Source organism: Bradyrhizobium sp. CCBAU 11434 (assembly GCF_028128895.1).
Lineage (GTDB): Bacteria > Pseudomonadota > Alphaproteobacteria > Rhizobiales > Xanthobacteraceae > Bradyrhizobium > Bradyrhizobium zhengyangense.
Genome location: NZ_LBJX01000066.1, coordinates 12,515 through 32,643 on the forward strand (window position 1 = coordinate 12,515; position 20,129 = coordinate 32,643).

Annotated in this window: 8 protein-coding genes and 1 pseudogene; 6 read left to right on the forward strand and 3 right to left on the reverse strand. The window is 58.0% G+C overall.

From position 1 onward, the window contains the following. Window positions 1-3,406: 3,406 nt before the first annotated feature. A complete protein-coding gene (locus tag XI06_RS14180) occupies window positions 3,407-6,511 on the forward strand; it encodes an efflux RND transporter permease subunit (protein WP_271605624.1) in 3,105 nt (1,034 codons plus the stop codon). A 414-nt stretch (window positions 6,512-6,925) separates the two neighbouring features. Further along, window positions 6,926-8,061 (forward strand): annotated as a pseudogene (locus XI06_RS14185) (MFS transporter). Between the two features lie 310 nt (window positions 8,062-8,371). Here XI06_RS14185 and fcl read toward each other — a convergent pair. Both fcl and gmd read right to left on the reverse strand, forming a co-directional pair. Further along, window positions 8,372-9,349 carry a GDP-L-fucose synthase gene (fcl, locus tag XI06_RS14190; RefSeq protein WP_271605625.1) on the reverse strand — a complete coding sequence of 326 codons (978 nt, stop codon included), beginning with the start codon at window positions 9,347-9,349 and terminating at the stop codon, window positions 8,372-8,374. Next, window positions 9,330-10,415 (reverse strand): GDP-mannose 4,6-dehydratase, encoded by a 1,086-nt coding sequence (gmd, locus tag XI06_RS14195; RefSeq protein WP_271605626.1) that lies wholly within the window; start codon window positions 10,413-10,415, stop codon window positions 9,330-9,332. The genes fcl and gmd overlap by 20 nt, the downstream gene beginning before the upstream one ends. 990 nt (window positions 10,416-11,405) lie before the next feature. On the opposite strand from gmd, the gene glmS reads away from it, so the two are divergent. The 4 genes from glmS to XI06_RS14215 all read left to right on the forward strand — a co-directional run bounded on the left by glmS (window position 11,406) and on the right by XI06_RS14215 (window position 19,243). Next, window positions 11,406-13,232 carry a glutamine--fructose-6-phosphate transaminase (isomerizing) gene (gene glmS / locus XI06_RS14200; RefSeq protein WP_271605630.1) on the forward strand — a complete coding sequence of 609 codons (1,827 nt, stop codon included), beginning with the start codon at window positions 11,406-11,408 and terminating at the stop codon, window positions 13,230-13,232. Between the two features lie 1,102 nt (window positions 13,233-14,334). Beyond that, window positions 14,335-16,299, forward strand: a complete 1,965-nt coding sequence (locus tag XI06_RS14205; protein ID WP_271605627.1) for a glycoside hydrolase family 127 protein — start codon at window positions 14,335-14,337, stop codon at window positions 16,297-16,299. A gap of 501 nt (window positions 16,300-16,800) precedes the next feature. After that, entirely contained in the window at window positions 16,801-17,298 is a 498-nt protein-coding gene (locus XI06_RS14210) for a hypothetical protein (protein WP_271605628.1), read from the forward strand. Between the two features lie 595 nt (window positions 17,299-17,893). Further along, complete coding sequence (locus XI06_RS14215) at window positions 17,894-19,243, forward strand: IS5 family transposase (protein ID WP_271605629.1); 1,350 nt, start codon at window positions 17,894-17,896, stop codon at window positions 19,241-19,243. A gap of 472 nt (window positions 19,244-19,715) precedes the next feature. On the opposite strand, the gene XI06_RS14220 is transcribed toward XI06_RS14215, so the two are convergent. Then, entirely contained in the window at window positions 19,716-20,102 is a 387-nt protein-coding gene (locus XI06_RS14220) for a response regulator transcription factor (protein ID WP_271605631.1), read from the reverse strand. Window positions 20,103-20,129: the final 27 nt, after the last annotated feature.

The following is a 20,129-nucleotide window of genomic DNA, read 5'->3' on the forward strand; positions in this document are numbered from 1 at the left end:
GAGGCCCGAAGGTCTGATCAATTGATGTCCCCCTTTGCTTTACATGCCTCTCTGTGACGGCCAAAGGCGGCGACTTTATCAAACTCGTTGTCAAAGGGACTTTGATACGACGGTTCCTATTCCAGTTTGCATTGAGGGTTGGGGTCTCATCGTGCCGATGAGCTCTGATGCGTCTTCAATACGTCCGCCACCGCGAAAACGGCTCCAGTGTCGCGCTGTTCTCGACGGTTTACAACGTAGTGGTATTGCTCACGGCAGCCGTGGTGCGCATCGAACGACCGATATACGATCGACCTCAGCGTCAGATCCCAGAACCCATCACTTGCTTAACTGAGGTGAGAAGCACCGCGGGCAATCTATGCTGAGGAGGCACGTAATCAGCTATCCATCTGGGCACCCACCGGAGCAGCGGGGAAGTTCAACCTGCCCAGGATTAGCGGGGTAAACGCGCATATCTTCAAGTTTGACCAGCAGTTTCTCGATTGCTGTGCATGACCACCAATGCTGGTAGGTCACCCGAGGACGCTCTATCGCTAAAGTCCCAACGTACTCTGAGGCGACGGGCCTCGCAGGAAAGCCGGGTGCCTTACCTTGTGATCCCCGGAGCTAACTACTGAGCCAGCGGCACGTGATGGGGAAAGCTCCTTGATATAGGCGCCGAGTCGCATCCGCGCTACTTTCTGTCGAACTCGCCAATTCAGTCTAGTTTAGACGCTTACAGGCTAATGGGCCTCATGAAGGCGTGGTAGCGCATTTTGACGAAACGGACACAATCATCTTCGGTACGAGAACCCAGCGTGGAGCGGGCCCCGGTAAGCGGCGTGGCGTATTCGGGTTCGAAAGCAACTGATGCGCGATCCGAATGGCCAGTCCTGCGCGGTCAAAAAGCTGGCACGAGCCGGGGGGCGTGAGGTCACTCAGTCATAAACGTGCAGTGGATTGGCTGCGCGCTATCCGGCGCGTCGCCCCGGAGCGGCTGCCGCTGATCGCAAACATGCCGAGTGGCTACTATCCGAGGGGTAAACGTCGATATTGCTCTCGGCGGCAAGCGGCCACATGGGCTGCTTTTCGTTATGTAAATTGCTGCGCAGGTCTGTCAGCTTTCGGTAAGCCAGCCCTGATAAACAATCGTTGGGTTTAACGGGGGCGTGGCGGGGACAGCGCATGAGCTGAAGGACCACCATGTGCCGAGTTACGCTTCCGTTAAGCTCATTGCACCGCGGATGCGGCAGAGATCGTGCTTCATGATGCCCCCAGGCCGTCAGGCGCCGAGCCGTGTTCGCACTGCTTCCGACTCACGGGCTAGGTCTCGTTCTGGCGATATTACTCGTTTTACGAGCGCTAAGCTCCCGATTAGCATTTTGCCACCGCTAGCTGAGCTTGGAGCCTGTTAGCGGGGTTGCAGGGACAGCGCTGCCCCGTGTGGGACGAGCGCCGAGTGCTAAGTTCAATTAGCAATGGGGGCGGGCAAGGGGCAACGTCTGCTCCAGTGCTACCAAACGGCGCCGAGCCGCGCCGCACTGCTTCCGATCGATCATCACCAACCCTCTGGAAGGGAAGGAGGTTGCCTGCGAAGCAGCGGCCGCGGTTATCTTGGTGCAATTGTGTCCGCCATGTGTAGCGACGACGACGCCGACTGCGTTGCCGGTACTCCCTGTCGTGGCTTTCGAGGTCTCGGATAATCTTTCCAACGAGACTGCTTCTATCGCGCTCCGTCTGGATTTACTCCGTCTACGTTCTCGCGTCTCTCATGCGCGTTTGGCCGTTCATTCTTGTTTATGCACAGCGCACGTGTCTGGGCGTGGTGGTGTCTCCAATTTATCCAAGGCGAAGACCTAGCTTAGAGAGCCGCCGGTGAGGACGGGACCGACCGATTTTGGTAGGTGCCCTTCGGTACTTCTAGAAGATACAAGTTGATAGCCTTGAGGATTTGAGCCTCCCGGGAGCAAAGGTGGCCAGCTCCAGTCTTCGTGACCGGGTTGGCCACCAGCGCTCGCGGCACTATGCCCACAGGGCAGCTCAGGCCAACAAATGCATATATTCGAGCGGCATATCATGTCCTTGCGGTCGCAAGCCCTTGCGGTGCTTGCAGCCAATCAAGCCCGTGCCGCCGATCAGTCGCTGGGACCATCAGATCGCGACGCCGCAATATTTAACATCGACGAAGTTCAGGCGATGCTAGCCATACTCGATTGCATGACGCCCAACCTGCGGCCGAAGGAAGCACGGCAGATCGCTGCGCGCATACGCGCGCTTCTAGAGGGCCGCAAGGGGCAGCCGCTTCGAATAGGATGCCTGTGAGACCACTTAGATGTGAGTTTTCGGTCGGTTGTCCATCCCTGACGAGGAAGCTGAAGCGTACCCCGTGAGGATCGGATGGATACCCATGAATGCGCCTCTGACGCGGAATGGCCGCAGGGCCATAGTGCCAAGCGTAAATCGTAAGGTGGCGTGACGAAGACTGCGGCGCGCTGCAGTTTCACCAAATGGCCAAGCGTTCCGCGAAGAAGGCGTGGATGGACCGTGATCGCTCCATAAGACATTTTGCATCGTCAAGCCAAACCCTGGCTGCCACGTGCCCGGAAGTCGGAGCGTTCGACGACCGCGTCACACAGGTGCAACAGATCGCAACCGAGGCCACTGCTGCGCCCCGCGGCGCTTTGTGCGGTCGCCTATGTTGGCTCAACGCGGCTGATCGACAACGTAATACTGGCGTTGCCAACCCGGTAGCGTAATGAGTGGCCAAACCGCGCGCAGTGTATCGAGCAAGAAACACTCAAGCCACTGTTACGAGAGGCGGATCGAGCTGGTAGCAGAGGGCGAGCGCCGATACGAATTTGTTCGGCGCGTCAGCCAAGCGACAGTACGTGCGCACGGAATGTGTGGGGCCGTGAACGTTGTGTCCGGCAACCCTGTAAGTCTTGTTGGCGGCGATCAGCGGCCAATTCGACAAACCTTGGTTTAGTGCTTTGCAGCCGATGCTATATCACCCACTTACCTTTGTAGAGTTGAGCGCCGGTTAGATCGTTTGTACTTTCGATGTCGAACCTAGATCATTCGATCTGCGGTTCAGTGCGAAGTTTGAACTGATGCCTTGCCAGAAGTCGGCGCGTTCCAATCAGGTGTTGAGACGAACATCTTGTTGCACGCAAAAAGGGCAGGAGCTTCCTAGAAGGTGCCACTATCGAGATCTCGATCAGCCACCGGATCAGCGGAATAGCACTTTATTGAGCGACGAAATTGGAAGCGGAGGACAGGGCGTCAGCGCTCGCCAGCGCGTGAGCTCTTAGAGTAGCCAATAACGCGTCGCTTGTACTCGGGTCTCTAGTACAGTCGCCGCATTGATGATCATCGCTGGTGCGCGTTGCCGGCGAATTTGCATCCCCCTCTTGAAATGCGAGTCGAGATGGCATTTACCGAGCTTTTCATCAAACGTCCGGTATTGTCTGTCGTCGTTAGTTGCCTGATCTTACTGATCGGCGTTCGCGCGGCCACCGTACTGCCGATCCGGCAATATCCCAAGCTATCTAATACGGTCGTCAATATCACGACTTCCTATCCTGGGGCCTCGGCCGACACGATCCAGGGGTTCATCACCACTCCCCTGGAGCAGGCAGTCGCTTCCGCCGAGGGCGTCGACTACGTTATTTCCTCATCGGTGCTCGGTACCTCCACGATCCAAGTCTACATCAAGCTCAATTTTGATCCCAATGAAGCGCTCACCGAGGTGCTCTCCAAGGTAAACTCAGTTAAATACTTAATTCCGAAGGAATCGAACGATCCGGTCGTCACTAAGTCGACCGGTCAGGCCACCGCTGTCATGTATATCGCCTTCTCCAGCGAGGAACTGTCGGCCAGCGCGATCTCCGACTACCTCTCGCGCGTTGTGCAGCCCGCTATGTCAACGGTCGACGGCGTCGCAGCGGCAGACATCCTGGGCGGCCAGAGCTTTGCAATGCGGCTATGGCTCGATACCGCGAAAATGGCAGGGCACGGCGTGTCGCCGGCCGAGGTGTCGGCTGCACTCGCCGCTAACAACTTCCAGGCCGCGGCCGGCCAGACCAAGGGCTATTTCACTATCTCCGATGTTACGGCAAACACGGATCTGCGGAGTGTCGATGACTTCAAGCGCATGATCGTCAAATCCAATGACGGTGGCTTTGTGCGCATAGCGGACATTGCGATAGTCGAGCTTGCCGCGCAGACCACTGACACTAGCGTCGCTATGAACGGCGAACACGCGGTCTTTATCGGCGTCCGAGCAAGCCCGCAAGGCAATCCGCTAAACATAGCGCGAGGCGTTCGGGCGCTGTTTCCAGAAATGGAGCGTAACCTGCCGCCGTCACTGAAGATGAGCGTGGCCTACGACTCCACCAAATTCATTCAATCGTCGCTCGATGAGGTGGAGAAGACGCTCATCCAAGCCGTCGTGATCGTGGTGGCGGTAATCTTCCTTTTCCTGGCGTCGCTGCGGTCGGTCATCATTCCTGTGGTCACTATTCCGCTCTCGCTTGTTGGTGTCTGCAGCATGATGCTGGCGCTGGGGTTTTCATTCAATCTCCTGACGTTCCTTGCGATGGTTCTCGCAATCGGTCTCGTGGTCGATGACGCGATCGTTGTGGTGGAGAACATTCATCGCCATTTGGAAGAAGGTGCGCCGCCTCTAGAGGCTGCTATAAGGGGCGCGCACGAGATCGTCGGCCCCGTTGTCTCCATGACGATTACCTTGGCTGCGGTATATGCTCCAATCGGGTTTATCGGCGGCCTCACTGGCGCGCTGTTCCGCGAGTTTGCGTTTACGCTGGCAGGAGCGGTGATCGTGTCGGGCGTGATTGCTTTGACCCTATCGCCGATGATGTGCTCGGTCTTCCTGAGGCGCGCAGAGGGGGGGCGGTTTGCAACATTTGTGAACCGCGGGTTCAGCACCATGACACGATGGTACGGCCGAAAGCTCGACCGCTCGCTCGACTATCGTCCGATTACCGGCCTGTTTGCGCTGACCATGCTGGGCCTCGTCGGCTTTCTTTATGTGAATACTTCCAAGGAACTCGCACCCGAGGAGGATCAAGGTATCGTATTCGCTTTAACCAAGGCGCCGAGATACGCCAATATCGACTACCTCGATTATTACGGCACCAAGCTCGAACACGCGCTCCAAAAATTTCCAGAGACCGATTTGAGCTTTGTACTCAATGGTGTTGGCGGCCAGCAGAGCGGCATGGCCGGCATGTTGCTCAAGGCATGGGACGAGCGCAAGCGCTCATCGATCTTGCTCAAGTCGCTCGTCCAGGCCGAGCTGTCCAAAATTGAAGGCATCAACGCGTTTGCCTTTAGCTTGCCGCCACTTCCGGGCGGTTCGGATGGCCTACCAGTGCAGATGGTGATCAATTCGACGTTTGACTTCCAATCCGTCTACGAGCAGATGTCGAAGCTGAAGGAAGCCGCGCGGAAGAGCGGTCTGTTCATGGTGAGCGACTCCGACCTCGAGTTCAACCGGCCGGTGGTACGAATCAAGGTTGATCGATCCAAGGCCAACGAGCTTGGCATCACCATGCAGACCATCGGAAACGCGCTCGCCACCTTACTCGGCGGAAACTACGTCAACCGCTTCAATTTGCAGGGCCGCTCCTACGAGGTGATCCCGCAGGTGCCCCGCGAAGAACGCCTGGCGCCGCAAGCAATCGGGAGCTATTATGTGAAGACTGCGGGAGGCTCGATGCTTCCGCTGTCGACGGTAGTCTCCATCGAGACTGCAACTGATCCGAACGCGCTCACCCACTACAATCAGCTCAACTGCGCGACCTTTCAGGCTGTGCCGATGCCCGGCGTCACGATCGGTCAGGCTGTGGACTTCCTGGAAGCGGAGGCGACGAAACTGCCCGCAGGCTTTAGTCACGACTTCCTTGCCGACGCGCGCCAATATGTGCACGAGGGTAACCAACTGGCCATTGCCTTTGCATTTGCACTCATAATCATATTCTTGGTGCTTGCGGCGCAGTTCGAAAGTCTGCGCGATCCCCTCATCATCCTGATCAGCGTGCCGATGGCAATCGTCGGCGCCTTGATCCCGCCGTTCTTTGGCTGGGCGACGATGAACATCTACACCCAGATCGGACTGTTGACACTGGTCGGGTTAATTTCCAAGCACGGCATCCTGATGGTTGAGTTCGCCAATGAGCTGCAGCTCAAGGAGAGACTTAACCGTCGCTCGGCTATAGAGATGGCGGCGCGCGTCCGACTGCGTCCGATCTTGATGACCACTGCGGCGATGGTCACGGGCTTCATACCCCTGATGACCGCAACGGGAGCTGGCGCCGCGAGTCGCTTCTCAATCGGGCTCGTGCTCGTCGCGGGCATGTCTGTGGGCACGCTGTTCACGCTCTTCGTGCTGCCGGCGGTCTATGTCGCGATTGCGTCCGATCATCGTGCCGATGCGAGCTCCGGCCGCGCGAAGATCGCTGCCGATCTCGACCTCACCGGCGCTGCTGATGCCCACATGGCCAGGCAATGACGATAAAATCAATCCAGGTTCGCTCAGTGTGGTGCGCGAAGGAGCCTGCGATCGCTTCACGTTCCATTACGAATCGAGATCTTCATGCTCCGTTGGCTTTGCGAGGTTTGTAGGCTTTGCGACAAAGCTACGGTGAGCGTTGCGCCTCCGGTTGTCGCAGATCAGCAAAAACTGTCACCCTCTTATGGCCAGCTTAACCGGGAAGGAATTAACCGAAACACCCTATCCACGGGCTCGACGAGCACCGTCCGCTTGCCTAGTGAGGTAGTCCACTAATTTTTGTGACGGCATTGCATTTGCAGGGATAAATAATGCCAGCTTGAGGCCATCATTGTCGATCGCGCCGCCTGCAGGCGACGCACGCAGGATGAGGGGCGTCGCGCTCGCGAGCCCGTTCTCTTAGGAGCGCCCGTGATACTGCCTGCTAATTGGTCTGCCGGCCTGCTTGGGATCCGGCTCGCATTTTTTGTGGCCGGATTCGGCCTCGCGGCCTGGGCGCCTTTGGTGCCACTCGCCAAGGAGCGGCTCGCGGTCGGTGACCGCATGCTTGGTTTTCTGTTGCTCTGTCTCGGAACGGGATCCGTTATCGCGATGCTTTTGACCGGCGTATTGAATGCGCGGTACGGGAGCAAGCCACTTATCCTCGGGGGTGGACTTGGACTCGCGATCTTATTGCCGTGCCTTGGAATTGCCAACACACCTGTCAGGCTCGGTGCTACGCTGTTTGCTTTCGGCGTTTCACTGGGCTCGATCGATGTAGCCATGAACATTCACGCGATTGAAAGGAGCGCGTCACGGGCCGTCCATTGATGTCTGGCTTCCACGCCCAGTACAGCATTGGGGAATTCACCGGCTCTGCCGCCGTGACCTCGCTCCTGTCGCTGCAGCTTGGCCCGCTTTTCTCGACGTTGGTCTGTTCGGCGTTGATGACGATCGCGATTGTATCGGCCTAGCCGGGGTTGCTCGCTGCGGGGGCGGGGGAGCAGGGGCCATCGTTTGTTTTGCCCGATCGCAGTTTGTTGCTAATAGCTGTGCTCGCGGCTATCACTTTCCTTGTCGAAGGTTCAATGCTCGATTGGAGCGCTTTGCTTCTCGTTGAACGAGATCTTCTCGCGGAAGCGCGTGGGGGCATTGGTTGTATGCTCTTCTCAATCTCAATGGCCGCAGGGCGTCTCGGCGGAGATGCCGTGGTGGCGCGGATCGGTGACCGTGCCATATTGATACTCGGGACTCTGCCGATCGTAACAGGATTCTTGGCTGTGGTGGCCGCGCCCGTTGCGTTAATTGCCATGGCGGGGTTCCTGCTCGTTGGATTGGGCATTTCTAATGTTGTACCTGTACTTTGTCGACGCGCCGGCAAACAGAAAATGATGCCGCCAGCCGTTGCGATCGCGGTCATCACGACAGCCGGCTACGCGGGTATACTCGTTGGACCCGCCGGCATTGGGCTCGTCGCACACATGTTTGGCTTGCGCGTGGCGTTTGGGATGTTGGGCGCGCTCATGTCCATCGTTACGCTGTCAGCGAGGATGATGACAGACCATCGCTAAGGCGCTGGTCGAGAGGAAAGGGACACCAGTACGCTTCCGGCTAATGACCGTCCACGGTCGGCACTTAGCGGCTTAGAGACGATGAGCTCTCGACTTCTTGGTAGCAGGTCTCGATCATGGCCATTCTCCCTTTCCCGCAAGTGGTTGGCTGCGTCGTAGCTAGGATACACCGCGTCACTTGGGTTCTCGGCGTCCGACCGAGCCCGGTGACACTGAACGCTTGTCAACTGCGAAGCAAAGTTGGAGGACGTGAGCGGCAAGTCCGCTAGGCTGGACATTCACCGCGGATTGATGCCTAGGATTGGGCCCGTTATCCCGGAACAGGCAGGTCACTTTGGTACCGTTCATCGCTCTCGGCGCGATACGCCCGGTACGCTAGCTGAATTCCGTCCTCAAGCGAGGTCGTGGCGCGCCAGCCGAGCCCGGACAGCCGCCCGACGTCGAGCAGCTTGCGCGGTGTGCCGTCAGGGCGCGACGTGTCGAATCTGATCTCACCGCGAAAACCGATGGCGGCCGCAACCATGAGTGCTAACTCGGCGATGCTGATGTCCTCGCCAGTACCGATATTGACCAATTCAGGCGAGGAATAAGTCTTCATCAGATGGATGCAAGCGTCGGCGAGATCGTCAACGTAGAGAAATTCGCGGCGCGGCGTGCCGGTGCCCCAGACCACAACGCTCTTCGAGCCCGCGAGCTTTGCCTCGTGGAAGCGGCGGATCAGGGCGGCAATCACGTGGCTGTACTCGGGATGATAATTGTCGCCGGGGCCGTAGAGATTGGTGGGCATCACGCTGATGAAGTCGCTGCCATACTGGCTGCGATAGGCCTCCACCATCTTGATGCCCGCAATCTTGGCTATCGCATAGGGCTCGTTGGTCGGCTCGAGCGGGCCGGTCAGCACGGAATCCTCGCGCAGCGGCTGCGCCGCCAGCTTCGGGTAGATGCAGGACGAGCCCAGAAACATCAGCTTCTCGGCACCGTTCTGGTGCGCGGCATGGATCACATTGGCCGCGATCGCGATGTTGTCGTAGATGAATTCGGCGCGCAGCGTGTTGTTGGCGACGATGCCGCCGACCTTTGCGGCGGCAAGGAAGATCACCTGCGGCCGCACGCGCGCGAACCAGTCGAATACCGCGGCCTGGTTGCAGAGATCGACCTCGCGGCGATCCACCGTGACGAGCTTGACGTCCTCCCGTTCGAGCCGGCGCACCAGCGCGGCTCCGACCATGCCGCGATGGCCGGCGACGTAGACGCTTTTATCTTTCAGCTCAAACGCTGTGCTTGCCACGGCCGGCGTCCCGTTTTGCCTCCGCCAGATCGCTTGCCATCATCTCCTCGACGAGCTGCGCAAACGTCCGTTTCGGCTTCCAGCCGAGCACCTGGCGCGCCTTGCTGGCGTCACCGACCAGGAGATCGACCTCGGTCGGACGGAAATAGGTGGGATCGATCTTCACCACGGTCTTGCCGGTCGTCTCATCGACGCCGGTCTCGTCGACGCCCTGCCCGCGCCACGCGATGCGGCGGCCGACCTGCGCAAAGGCCAGCTCGACCATTTCGCGCACCGAGCGCGTCTCGCCGGTGGCGAGCACGAAATCGTCAGGCTTGTCGGCCTGGAGGATCATGTGCATGCCTTCGACGTAGTCCTTCGCATGCCCCCAGTCGCGCTTGGCTTCGAGATTGCCGAGATAGAGCGTGTCCTCGAGGCCGACTTCGATGCGGGCGACGGCGCGGGTGATCTTGCGGGTGACGAAGGTCTCGCCGCGGATGGGGCTCTCGTGGTTGAACAGGATGCCGTTGCTGGCGAACATGCCATAGGCTTCGCGGTAGTTCACAGTGATCCAGTAGCCGTAGAGCTTGGCGACGCCATAAGGCGAGCGCGGATAGAACGGCGTGGTCTCCTTCTGCGGGATCTCCTGCACGAGGCCGTAGAGCTCGGAGGTCGAGGCCTGGTAGAACCGCGTCTGCTTCTCCATGCCGAGGATGCGGATCGCCTCCAGGAGGCGCAGCACGCCGATGGCGTCGGCATTGGCGGTATATTCCGGGCTCTCGAAGCTGACGGCGACGTGGCTCTGGGCGGCGAGATTGTAGATCTCTGTGGGGCGGATCTGCTGCATCAGGCGGATCAGACTGGTCGAATCCGTCATGTCGCCGTAGTGCATCAGGAACGGCACGTTGTCGACATGCGGGTCCTGGTAGAGGTGATCGACGCGCGCGGTGTTGAACGAGGACGAGCGGCGCTTGATCCCATGCACGGTATAGCCGAGACCGAGCAAATACTCGGCCAGATATGCGCCGTCCTGCCCGGTGACTCCCGTAATCAGCGCAACGCGCCGTTTTGACTCCTGAGCCGCCATGGTTTCCCTTAGTAGCGCCGCAAAGAAACGCCATTTCGAAGCCGTTTCTCGAAAAATCTAGATGCGGACACGCGCTCCACCCGCAATTAAAAGAAAGCGATCGTTAGCTCCAGTCATACACATCATGCAGGAATGCACACTATATACATTCATTTATATCTGAACTGAAGGATGCCAACACATTGAGCTTCAAAAATGAAGCCCAGTAACCCTAGCGACGCGATGCTTCCTAAGCAGGCGAGATGGATGGCAAAACGCCCTTACGCGTGCTCGCGGCGCGTTTGCCCCTGGGCGATATTTGTAATGAGATAAAGCGACGGTCTGTGCTCCTTATCTGTCCTCAGGAGCAAGTGTGCATTTCGTGCGGTCTCGTCATGGCGTGGGAGAGCGACGTCGCATTCGTCAATGCATTTGTCGGAATGGCGGCACGCAAGTCAGAACACAGCCAAAGCTTGCTCATAGAGCCGTAGCCTACAAAGCGCTATTAACTTCCGAACAGAACACGCAATCTTGGGTCGACTCATCAACCAAGATCTGTGCCATTGCTAATGTCCAACTCGCAGCAGGCAGTGAGGGGCGACGCGCGACAAAGTGAGAAAGAGTAGCAAACGTTGGTATAGATCGACGAACGTTTCGATATCGAGAGCTTACTTTCGTACAATGGAGCTTCGGCGCCAATCCTTTAACCTTGGCCGAGCGTGAGTTGCCTCGGTTCAAGTATGATAAGTCTCGTAAACCCGCGCTGGAAAAACGTCTCCAGTAACGCGGAACGATTCGAGCTAAAGCTGCTGCGCCGTTTGTACTCATCGGCAGTTATAAGCGGAATGTAGCCGCGCGAAGCGATGATGGCTGAAAGAGATCTAACTCACGCTTGTGAATGCGGCGGCGGTACAGGCGGTCGCGAAAACCGAACTTGACACCGGTTGCCATCGGGTAAGCAAATCTCATGACGGGTTCCTGACTCCTTAAACTTGGGCTGCATTGATCGATATGTGTGGAATTGTTGGTATTTTGGGGCGTGGTCCGGTCGTTGGGCAGTTGGTGGCCTCGCTCAAGAGATTGGAATATCGGGGCTACGACTCCGCAGGCCTCGCGACCCTCGAAGGTCTCAATATCGAGCGCCGCCGCGCTGAAGGTAAGCTGAGAAACCTTGAGGAGCGGCTGCGCTATTATCCGCCGTCGGGTCACACGGGAATCGGTCATACCCGCTGGGCGACCCATGGAAAGCCGACCGAGAGCAATGCTCACCCGCATGCGACGGAAAATGTCGCGGTCGTTCATAACGGGATCATTGAGAATTTCCGCGAGCTGCGAGCCGAACTGGAGCGGAATGGAGCCCATTTTAACTCAGAGACAGACACAGAGGTGGTGGCGCATCTCGTCGAATCTTATCTCAAGAAGAGTTACTCGCCGCAGGATGCGGTACAAGCGTCGCTGCCGCGGCTGCGCGGTGCCTTCGCGCTGGCGTTCCTGTTCAAGGCCCACGACGATCTTTTGATCTGCGCGCGTAGGGGGTCGCCCCTTGCGATCGGGCATGGTAACGGCGAAATGTATCTAGGATCGGATGCGATCGCGCTCTCGCCTTTGACCGACACCATCACCTATCTTGAAGACGGCGACTGGGCCGTGCTTACGCGCACGATGTGCGTGATCTATAGCGTAGACGGATCTGTCGTCGAGCGGGAAACATCAAAGTCTGGCGTATCGTCACTCCTTGTGGACAAAGCGAATTATCGCCACTTCATGGCCAAGGAAATTCATGAACAGCCGACAGTGGCCGGCAAGACGTTGGCGCATTATCTCGACACGGCGGCCGAGCGCGTCGCCCTGCCGCTCACATTGCCGTTCGACTTTAAATCCATTCAGCGCATCTCAATTACGGCGTGCGGCACTGCAAGCTATGCCGGGCACATCGCCAAATACTGGTTCGAGCGGCTGGCGCGCTTGCCTGTCGAGATCGATGTAGCGTCCGAGTTCCGCTACAGGGAGGCGCCGTTGCGCCGGGGCGATCTCGCGATCGTCATCTCGCAGTCGGGCGAAACCGCTGACACGTTAGCTGCGTTGCGATACGCCAAGGACCAGGGCGTGCACACGATATCTGTGGTCAATGTCCCGACGTCGACGATTGCGCGGGAGAGCGAATCCGTTCTGCCGACGCTGGCGGGGCCAGAAATCGGCGTCGCCTCCACCAAGGCATTCATCTGCCAGCTGATGGTATTGGCCGCGCTTGCCGTCGCAGCAGGCAAAGAGCGCAATAAACTGTCTGAGATCGAGGAAACGAAGCTTGTGCGTGCGCTTATCGAAGTGCCGCGGTTGATTGCTACGGCACTGTTGATTGAGCCGCAGATCGAGAAGCTCGCGCGTTATATCGCCGACACAAGGGACGTGCTCTATCTAGGTCGTGGCACATCGGCCCCCCTGGCGCTGGAGGGCGCACTCAAGCTGAAGGAAATTGCCTATATCCACTCAGAAGGTTATGCCGCCGGCGAGCTCAAGCACGGACCGATCGCACTGATAGATGAGGCAGTGCCTGTGGTGGTGATCGCGCCTTATGACGAGGTCTTCGAGAAGACCGTCTCGAATATGCAAGAAGTTGCGGCTCGGGGCGGCAAGATCATCCTGATGACCGATTCGAAGGGTGCTTTGGAAGCGACGGTGGACACACTCATGACCATTGTGCTGCCGGAGATGGTCGCAAGCTTTACACCGATGGTCTATGCCATTCCGGTTCAGCTCTTGGCTTACCATACCGCGCTCGTAAGGGGCGCGGACGTGGACCAGCCGCGTAATCTAGCAAAATCGGTGACTGTGGAATGAGGCGGCAGTGTGATATTGGAGCATTGAGGCCACTAATGGAGTGGGCGAGCTCAAGGAGAACGATCCCACTATCAAAAGCTAAATCGTAGACCGATCCAGCTCGATGAGTCAGTCCTGCTTACGTCATCATTGTCAACCGGCCAACGCCAATGGGGTGAACGCTACCATGTTGTCGTTCGAGCGGAACGGCCGATAACAAGTGGGAATTACGCACCATTGGGGGATCCAAGTCGGCTCTCGGTTATCCAGCCTGCTATCTGCTTTGCAGGGCCAAATCAGCCTGAAGCTCGGTGCACAAAAGTGACTCTCTAACTCATCCTCCCACCTTGCCGAAGCCGACGAGCAAGTCGGTGCACACAACAGCTTCGAGCCGCTCCCTCGCGGATTGTTCACGAGGGGCGCATACGCGCAACAACCTACTTTGGCCGATTGCCAGCATCCGCGCCCATGTCGGGCACGTTGAGCATGCACTTCGACTCCCTGCGACGATTGCTTAGGATTAGCAGTCCAGTTTGTCGCTTCGGCGCCTAGCAGCGGCTCACGCAATCCTGTTGGACCGTACGCGTCACCGCGGCCCTCCCAGCTGCTACGTGTGATCAATGGATTGTTAGAAACCGAACATTCTCGCGCAAGGTCGAGGGCCTACAATCAAGTGTAGGGGGCGCCGCACCGGAAAGACGCCGTGCCCCCGGCTGTAGCGGCAGGAGAGTATTACTATTCTATCCAGCGACGGCCGACCCGCTCATATAGCAGGATCAACCAGTCTTGCAGCGACGCAGGATTTAGCACGACTGGCAAATCCGGTTGGTGGGCAGCAATCGCATCGGTCTCCTACGGGGAGCCGCAGATCTGGTTGGCCAGAAGAACCGCTCTTTATTCCGGGCACGAAATTTGCTGTCCCACTCCTCGACCGACCACTGTCAACGCATGTCTGGGAGGGCGGCGCCCCAGGGCAGCCTCTCCATTTGATCGTTTTGAAGCCTCGCCCCGAGAGTACGAGTGTGTACCCGAAAATCTCAGGGCGACAAGCTCAACAACGCAATAGTGGTGAGATGGCTTGCCAAGCTAGGTCTCCGCTCGCCACACTCCAAGGAGGAACGCGATGAATGATCGAAACGTGGCCGAAGTCGATCTTCACAACCTACAGGTCTCGGATCCACTGATTGGGCAATGCCAGCAGCTGGTCAGGGAAGTGGCAATTCCCTACCAATGGGAGGTGCTAAACGATCGCAATCCCGAGGTGATACCGAGTCACGCGGTAGAGAACTTCCGCCTTGCTGCCGGGCGTGCGAGGGGCGAGTTTCATGGCACGGTATTTCAGGACAGTGACGTCGCAAAATGGCTTGAGGCGGCTGCATGGTCGCTATGCCAGGCAGCAAATCCAGAGCTGGAGAAAGCCGTCGACGAGCTGGTTGAATTGATTGCGGCCGCCCAAAGCGGCGACGGTTACCTCAACACTTATTTCATACTGAACGCGCCTCAGGAGCGCTGGACCAACTTAACGGAGTGCCACGAGCTTTATTGTGCTGGCCACTTGATTGAAGCGGGTGTTGCATTCTTTCAGGGGACTGGCAAACGGCGGTTGCTGGAGGTCGTTTGCAGGCTTGCTGACCACCTCTGCACAGTTTTCGGCCCAGAGTGCGATCAGTTGCACGGCTATGATGGCCATCCGGAAATCGAACTTGCGTTGGCACGCCTCTACGAAGCGACAAAGGAGCAGCGATATCTCACGCTGGCCAATTATTTCGTGGAGCAACGCGGCACGGAGCCACACTTCTACGACATTGAGTACCAGAAGCGCCAGCAATCCTGCGTGCCAAAATCCGATGCCGCGCCTTGGATGGTAAAAAATAAAGCGTATAGCCAAGCGCACTTGCCGCTTTCGGAGCAGCGGACCGCAACTGGTCATGCGGTTCGTTTTGTATACCTCATGACGGCAGTAGCTCATCTCGCGCGTCTGCGCCAGAACGAGCAGCAGCGCCAAACTTGCCTGCGGCTATGGCAAAACATGGTTCAGCGCCAGATCTATATTACCGGAGCCATCGGCTCGCAAGGCGCCGGCGAAGCGTTCAGCAGCGATTACGATTTGCCAAATGATACGGCGTACGCGGAAAGTTGCGCGTCGATTGGCCTGATGATGTTCGCGCGCCGTATGTTGGAGATGGAACTGGACGGCCGCTATGCCGACGTGATGGAGCGCGCGCTCTACAATACCGTTCTCGGCAGCATCGCGTTCGACGGACGTCACTATTTCTATGTTAACCCGCTCGAAGTGCATCCCAAAACGCTGAGGTCTAATGGCATCTACAATCACGTCTCGCCGGTTCGACGACGCTGGTTTGGCTGCGCGTGCTGCCCACCGAACATCGCACGCCTTTTCACATCGATTGGTCACTACATCTACACGGCCAGCACCGACGCGCTCTATGTAAATCTCTACGTTGGTAATAGGGTGGCAATATCCGTCGACGGACATGCGCTGCGGTTGCTCATAAGCGGCAGTTATCCCTGGAGAGACCAGGTGGAAATCGCCGTCGAATCTGCGCCGCCAATTGCCCACACGCTCGCCCTGCGCCTGCCGGAATGGTGCAGCGCGCCGCAGGCGAGCGTGAACGGCGAGCCCGTGAATTGCGAGCCGCGCAAGGGCTATTTGCACATTCGCCGAACGTGGCGGCAGGGAGATCGGGTCAAACTATCGCTGCCAATGCCAGTGCGTCGCGTATACGGCCATCCACAACTTCGCAATTTGGCCGGCAAGGTGGCCATCCAGCGTGGCCCCTTAATTTATTGTCTGGAGGAGGCCGACAACGGGACCGAGTTACACAACCTTTGGCTTGATGCAGACAGTCGGTTTTCACTTATCGGAGGAACTGGTCTCTTTAGTGGCAAGATCTTGCTGCAGGCCGGCGGGACGCGGTTGCAACTCACGCATTATGAAGAAGCGGCGCTTTATCACTACGACAAAGTGCCTGGACAGCTAGAACCGCAGCAGCTGACATTCATTCCGTTGTTCAGCTGGGCTAACCGGGGCGAGGGCGAAATGCGGATTTGGGTAAATGAGCGTTGACGCCGAACGCGCGGTCGCGCTTCTACGAGCCGACATTAGGCTACGTTTCTGGGCAGGCGATATCGTTGCTCAAATTCTGGAAATGGGCCAATCTGTTGAAGGCCGCCCGCGAGTTCCACTGGAACGTCGAAAGAAGACCCCGATATGAGACGGCGCGACGGAACAACGAAAAGAGCACCACCCGATTGGCATCAGCAGGTCAACGGCGATCAACCAAATTCCTAATAAAGGATCGGAGCTGTTCGCGACCTCTCATGAAAACCTGATGAATGCCAATGGCACGAGCGTGTGCCCCCGTGTTGTTCAGAAGGAAGTCCTATGACAAGCCAATATGAGGGCGGCCACGTCAGGTTTTGGTGAGCCAGGCTCCCTATCAGCGCCGCTAGGCCCAAGAAGCCAAAACTAGATGCGGTATGTCCGACGGGAGCACCAATCCATGTATATCGGATCAATGGCTCGTCCTACTTCCAATCCTCTAACTTTGCAGAAACTGACGAGCAAATGGACACCGCCAACTTTGCGGAGGCGTTCGCCAGTATGTGCTTAGCCGAATCTGGCTCGAGTGGCAGTTCATCTTCGGCAACAAGACCGTATTCGCTCGTTTCAACCCCTCCCATCATAGAGATCGATCGTCGCTCATTCCGAGAAGCCGCGAAGGCTTATCATGGCGACGAAATCGAGTACATCCGCGACAACGCCCAAGAGTACTCCGACTTCGTGTCCGAAGGCATGGACGGCGAACAGCCGCTGCTCAGTTCGCGTCCGGCTAATCCGGAAGCAAGAGCCCGTGCGGCAAAGATGGGATTCATCGAGGTCGACGCCGACAACATGGTTCTCGACCCAGAGAAGTCAGACAAGTGGGTAAGGAATAGCGAGGGCAAATGGCAGCGAAAAGGCACTGCTGCGCTGTATCTTTCCAAAGCTGACGACAGTGTAGGTAGTGATACCGAGATCCCAGCCAGCCCCTCAACATACGATTACGAGGATGATTTTATGTGACCATGGAATCACCGGTGATTGGGCCAGATGGAGTAGACTGATCTAGCCTGCTCCGGGCTCGTCTGTGTTTATAGCCTTTTCGGCTGAGAGTTCCTCTGAGTTGGTTCAGAAGACTGCCCCCCAGAGTGCACCTTGGCCTAGCCGTTACTGAGTTGTTTCAGCGTTGGAAGTAGAGCTCACTGCGCAAGGCAATTACGGCAATGCTCGCTGCGGCGAGGACCTGCATGGGGGGCCGCCAAAGTGCGCCCGGCCCCGGAGAGGCCTGGCGTGTTGCGCCGAGCACCCTGGCCGGCTTGGAGGCAGAAGCCCCCTACAGAGGACGGCCTACGAAGTGGTAAGCGCGAAGCGGCGTTTATGGGCAAGACGGCCGGCATACGTCAACGGACATAACGACGCCGTGAGTGCGCATCGTGCAGAGCTCTTTCAGTCGGCCGTGAAGAACCTCCCAAGCCGTTGAGCGGGAGTCGATTTTGCGCTTGGGATGAGGTTTGAGATCGCAAGCTTTGGGGCTTTGAGGGCCCAAAAGCTTGCAATTTCATTTTCAGGATTCCGTCGAATCGCGCGTCGTGATTCCGTGGTCGCATCGGAGGGGACGATGAAGCCAAAGGAACGACGCGACAGCGGACAGGCCGATCTTCTGCGCTCCCGGCTGGACGCGATCATCGATATGGGCCACCCGCTGGTGAAGCTTTCGCGGACGATCGACTGGTCGTTCCTGGAGCAGCGGCTCGGGGCGGTCTATGAGGACAAGCCGGGCCGGCCGCCGCTGCCGACGCGGCTGATGGCCGGACTTGCCATCCTCAAGCACACCTACGACCTCTCCGACGAGGTGCTATGCGAGCGTTGGGTGGAGAACCCCTATTACCAGTTCTTCTGCGGCGAGGAGTTCTTCCAGCACCGCCTGGTGTTCGACCGCTCCTCGTTGACGCGCTGGCGCCAGCGGATGGGCGAGGAGAAGCTGCAGGCGCTGCTGCAAGAGAGCCTTTCGGTCGCCACCAGGACCGAGGCGATCAAGCCAAGCGACCTCAACCGCGTCATCGTCGACACCACGGTGCAGCCCAAGAACGTGATGTTCCCGACGGATGCGCGGCTCCTGAACCGCGCCCGCGAGATCCTGGTGCGGCTCGCCAAGGGAGCCGGCATCAGGCTGCGTCAGTCCTATGGGCGGGTCGGCAAGTTCGCGCTGATCAAGCACCAGCGCTATGCCCACGCCAAGCAGTTCAAGCGCGCCAAGAAGGCCTTGAGGACGCTTCAAACCTATCTTGGCCGTGTCACCCGCGACATCGCCCGCAAGCTTGAAGGCAACGTCGACTTGCTCCATCAGATCGCTCTGGACCGAATGCTGATACTGGCGCGACGGGTGCTTGGCCAGAAGCAGCACCAGCGTGGACCGAAGGTCTACTCGCTGCACGCCCCGGAGGTGGAGTGCATCGGCAAGGGCAAGGCGCATCGGCCCTACGAGTTCGGGGTCAAGGTCTCCGTTGCCACGACGTTATCGCACGCCAAAAGCGGCCAGTTCGTCACCCACGTGAAAGCGCTGCCCGGCAATCCCTATGACGGCCATACACTCGAGACCGTGATCCCGGAGATGGAGGCGCTGATCGGCAACATCGTCGAGCGCCTTGTTCTCGACAAAGGCTATCGCGGCCACAATGCGCCACCCGACTACAAGTTCAGAGTGTTCATCTCAGGGCAGAAGCGGCGGGTGACGCCCAAGATCAAGCGCGAGATGCGCCGCCGCTCGGCCATCGAGCCGGTCATCGGCCATCTCAAATCCGAACATCGGATGGGCCGGAACTATCTCTGGCACCGCCAGGGTGACGCCGCCAACGCCGTCCTCGCTGCCGTCGGCTACAACTTCCGCCGCCTGATCCGGTGGCTCAATCTCTTGCTGTGCCAAATCCTCGCCCCGTTCACGGTCCGACTTCAGTTCACCCCAAGCTGACATCGGCGTTCTTCACGGACGACTCTTTCACCAGAAAAGGCTCAATATAACACGCGGGACGGTTGTTCTAGGCGAAGCTCCGTCATCATCGTCACTGCAGTCGGGCTGCGAACAGCCAATCTCTTGCTTTATCGAGCGCTCTTGCCCCAGCTCCACTCTACGATGAAGTATATAGCCTCGATCCAGACGAGTTAAGAAGTGCTTAAGTCGTCGACTGCTTTGGGTGAGCATTAAGTTGAACGTCGACCTACAGAATGAGCCGAGCTAACGTGCCCTTCCGGTCTTCGCAGCGATAAGATTGTTCTGCATCAAACTAGCCGCCCGGCGATAGTCGGTATTGGACAGGGCAACAATTCGCCTCTCGTTCGCCTTTTAGAGCAACTAGCGTGTTTGACCGCGAAGAGGTTGATCGGTGGCGAGATCGCGTGGAGCGTTTAGATCGCACATCAATTCAAGCTGCATATTGATTGCATCAGATGCCGCCTCGGCCGTCATACGCGTTCAGCGCGGTGTCGAGGCACTCGATTAACGCTTGTCCGGCAAAGGGTTTGGCGAGAAAGCCAATCGCTCCGGCACCCAGCGCTGACGCGCGCACGCGGTCGTTGGGGAAAGCGGTAATGAAAATGAATGGTGCGTCGTAACCCCGTGTCCGCATCTCTGCCATCAGCTCCAGGCCGCTCATAGGCGACATCTGCATATCGGTAATGACACAGGATGTCTCGCCCAATTGCGGGGACCTCAGGAGTTCCTCGGCCGACGCAAATATTTGGGCGATGTAGCCACGCGACTTCAAAAGATTCTCTGTCGCCGCACGGACTGAGGCGTCGTCGTCAACGACGGAAATCAAAGGTGTGGACAAGACGAGCCCTCCTGAAGCGGGAATAGT

Coding starts and splice junctions, on each gene's coding strand:
- XI06_RS14180 (WP_271605624.1), top strand. CDS start 3,407: ATGGCATTTACCGAGCTTTTCATCAAACGTCCGGTATTGTCTGTCGTC.
- gmd (WP_271605626.1), bottom strand. CDS start 10,415: ATGGCGGCTCAGGAGTCAAAACGGCGCGTTGCGCTGATTACGGGAGTC.
- glmS (WP_271605630.1), top strand. CDS start 11,406: ATGTGTGGAATTGTTGGTATTTTGGGGCGTGGTCCGGTCGTTGGGCAG.
- XI06_RS14205 (WP_271605627.1), top strand. CDS start 14,335: ATGAATGATCGAAACGTGGCCGAAGTCGATCTTCACAACCTACAGGTC.
- XI06_RS14210 (WP_271605628.1), top strand. CDS start 16,801: ATGGACACCGCCAACTTTGCGGAGGCGTTCGCCAGTATGTGCTTAGCC.
- XI06_RS14215 (WP_271605629.1), top strand. CDS start 17,894: ATGAAGCCAAAGGAACGACGCGACAGCGGACAGGCCGATCTTCTGCGC.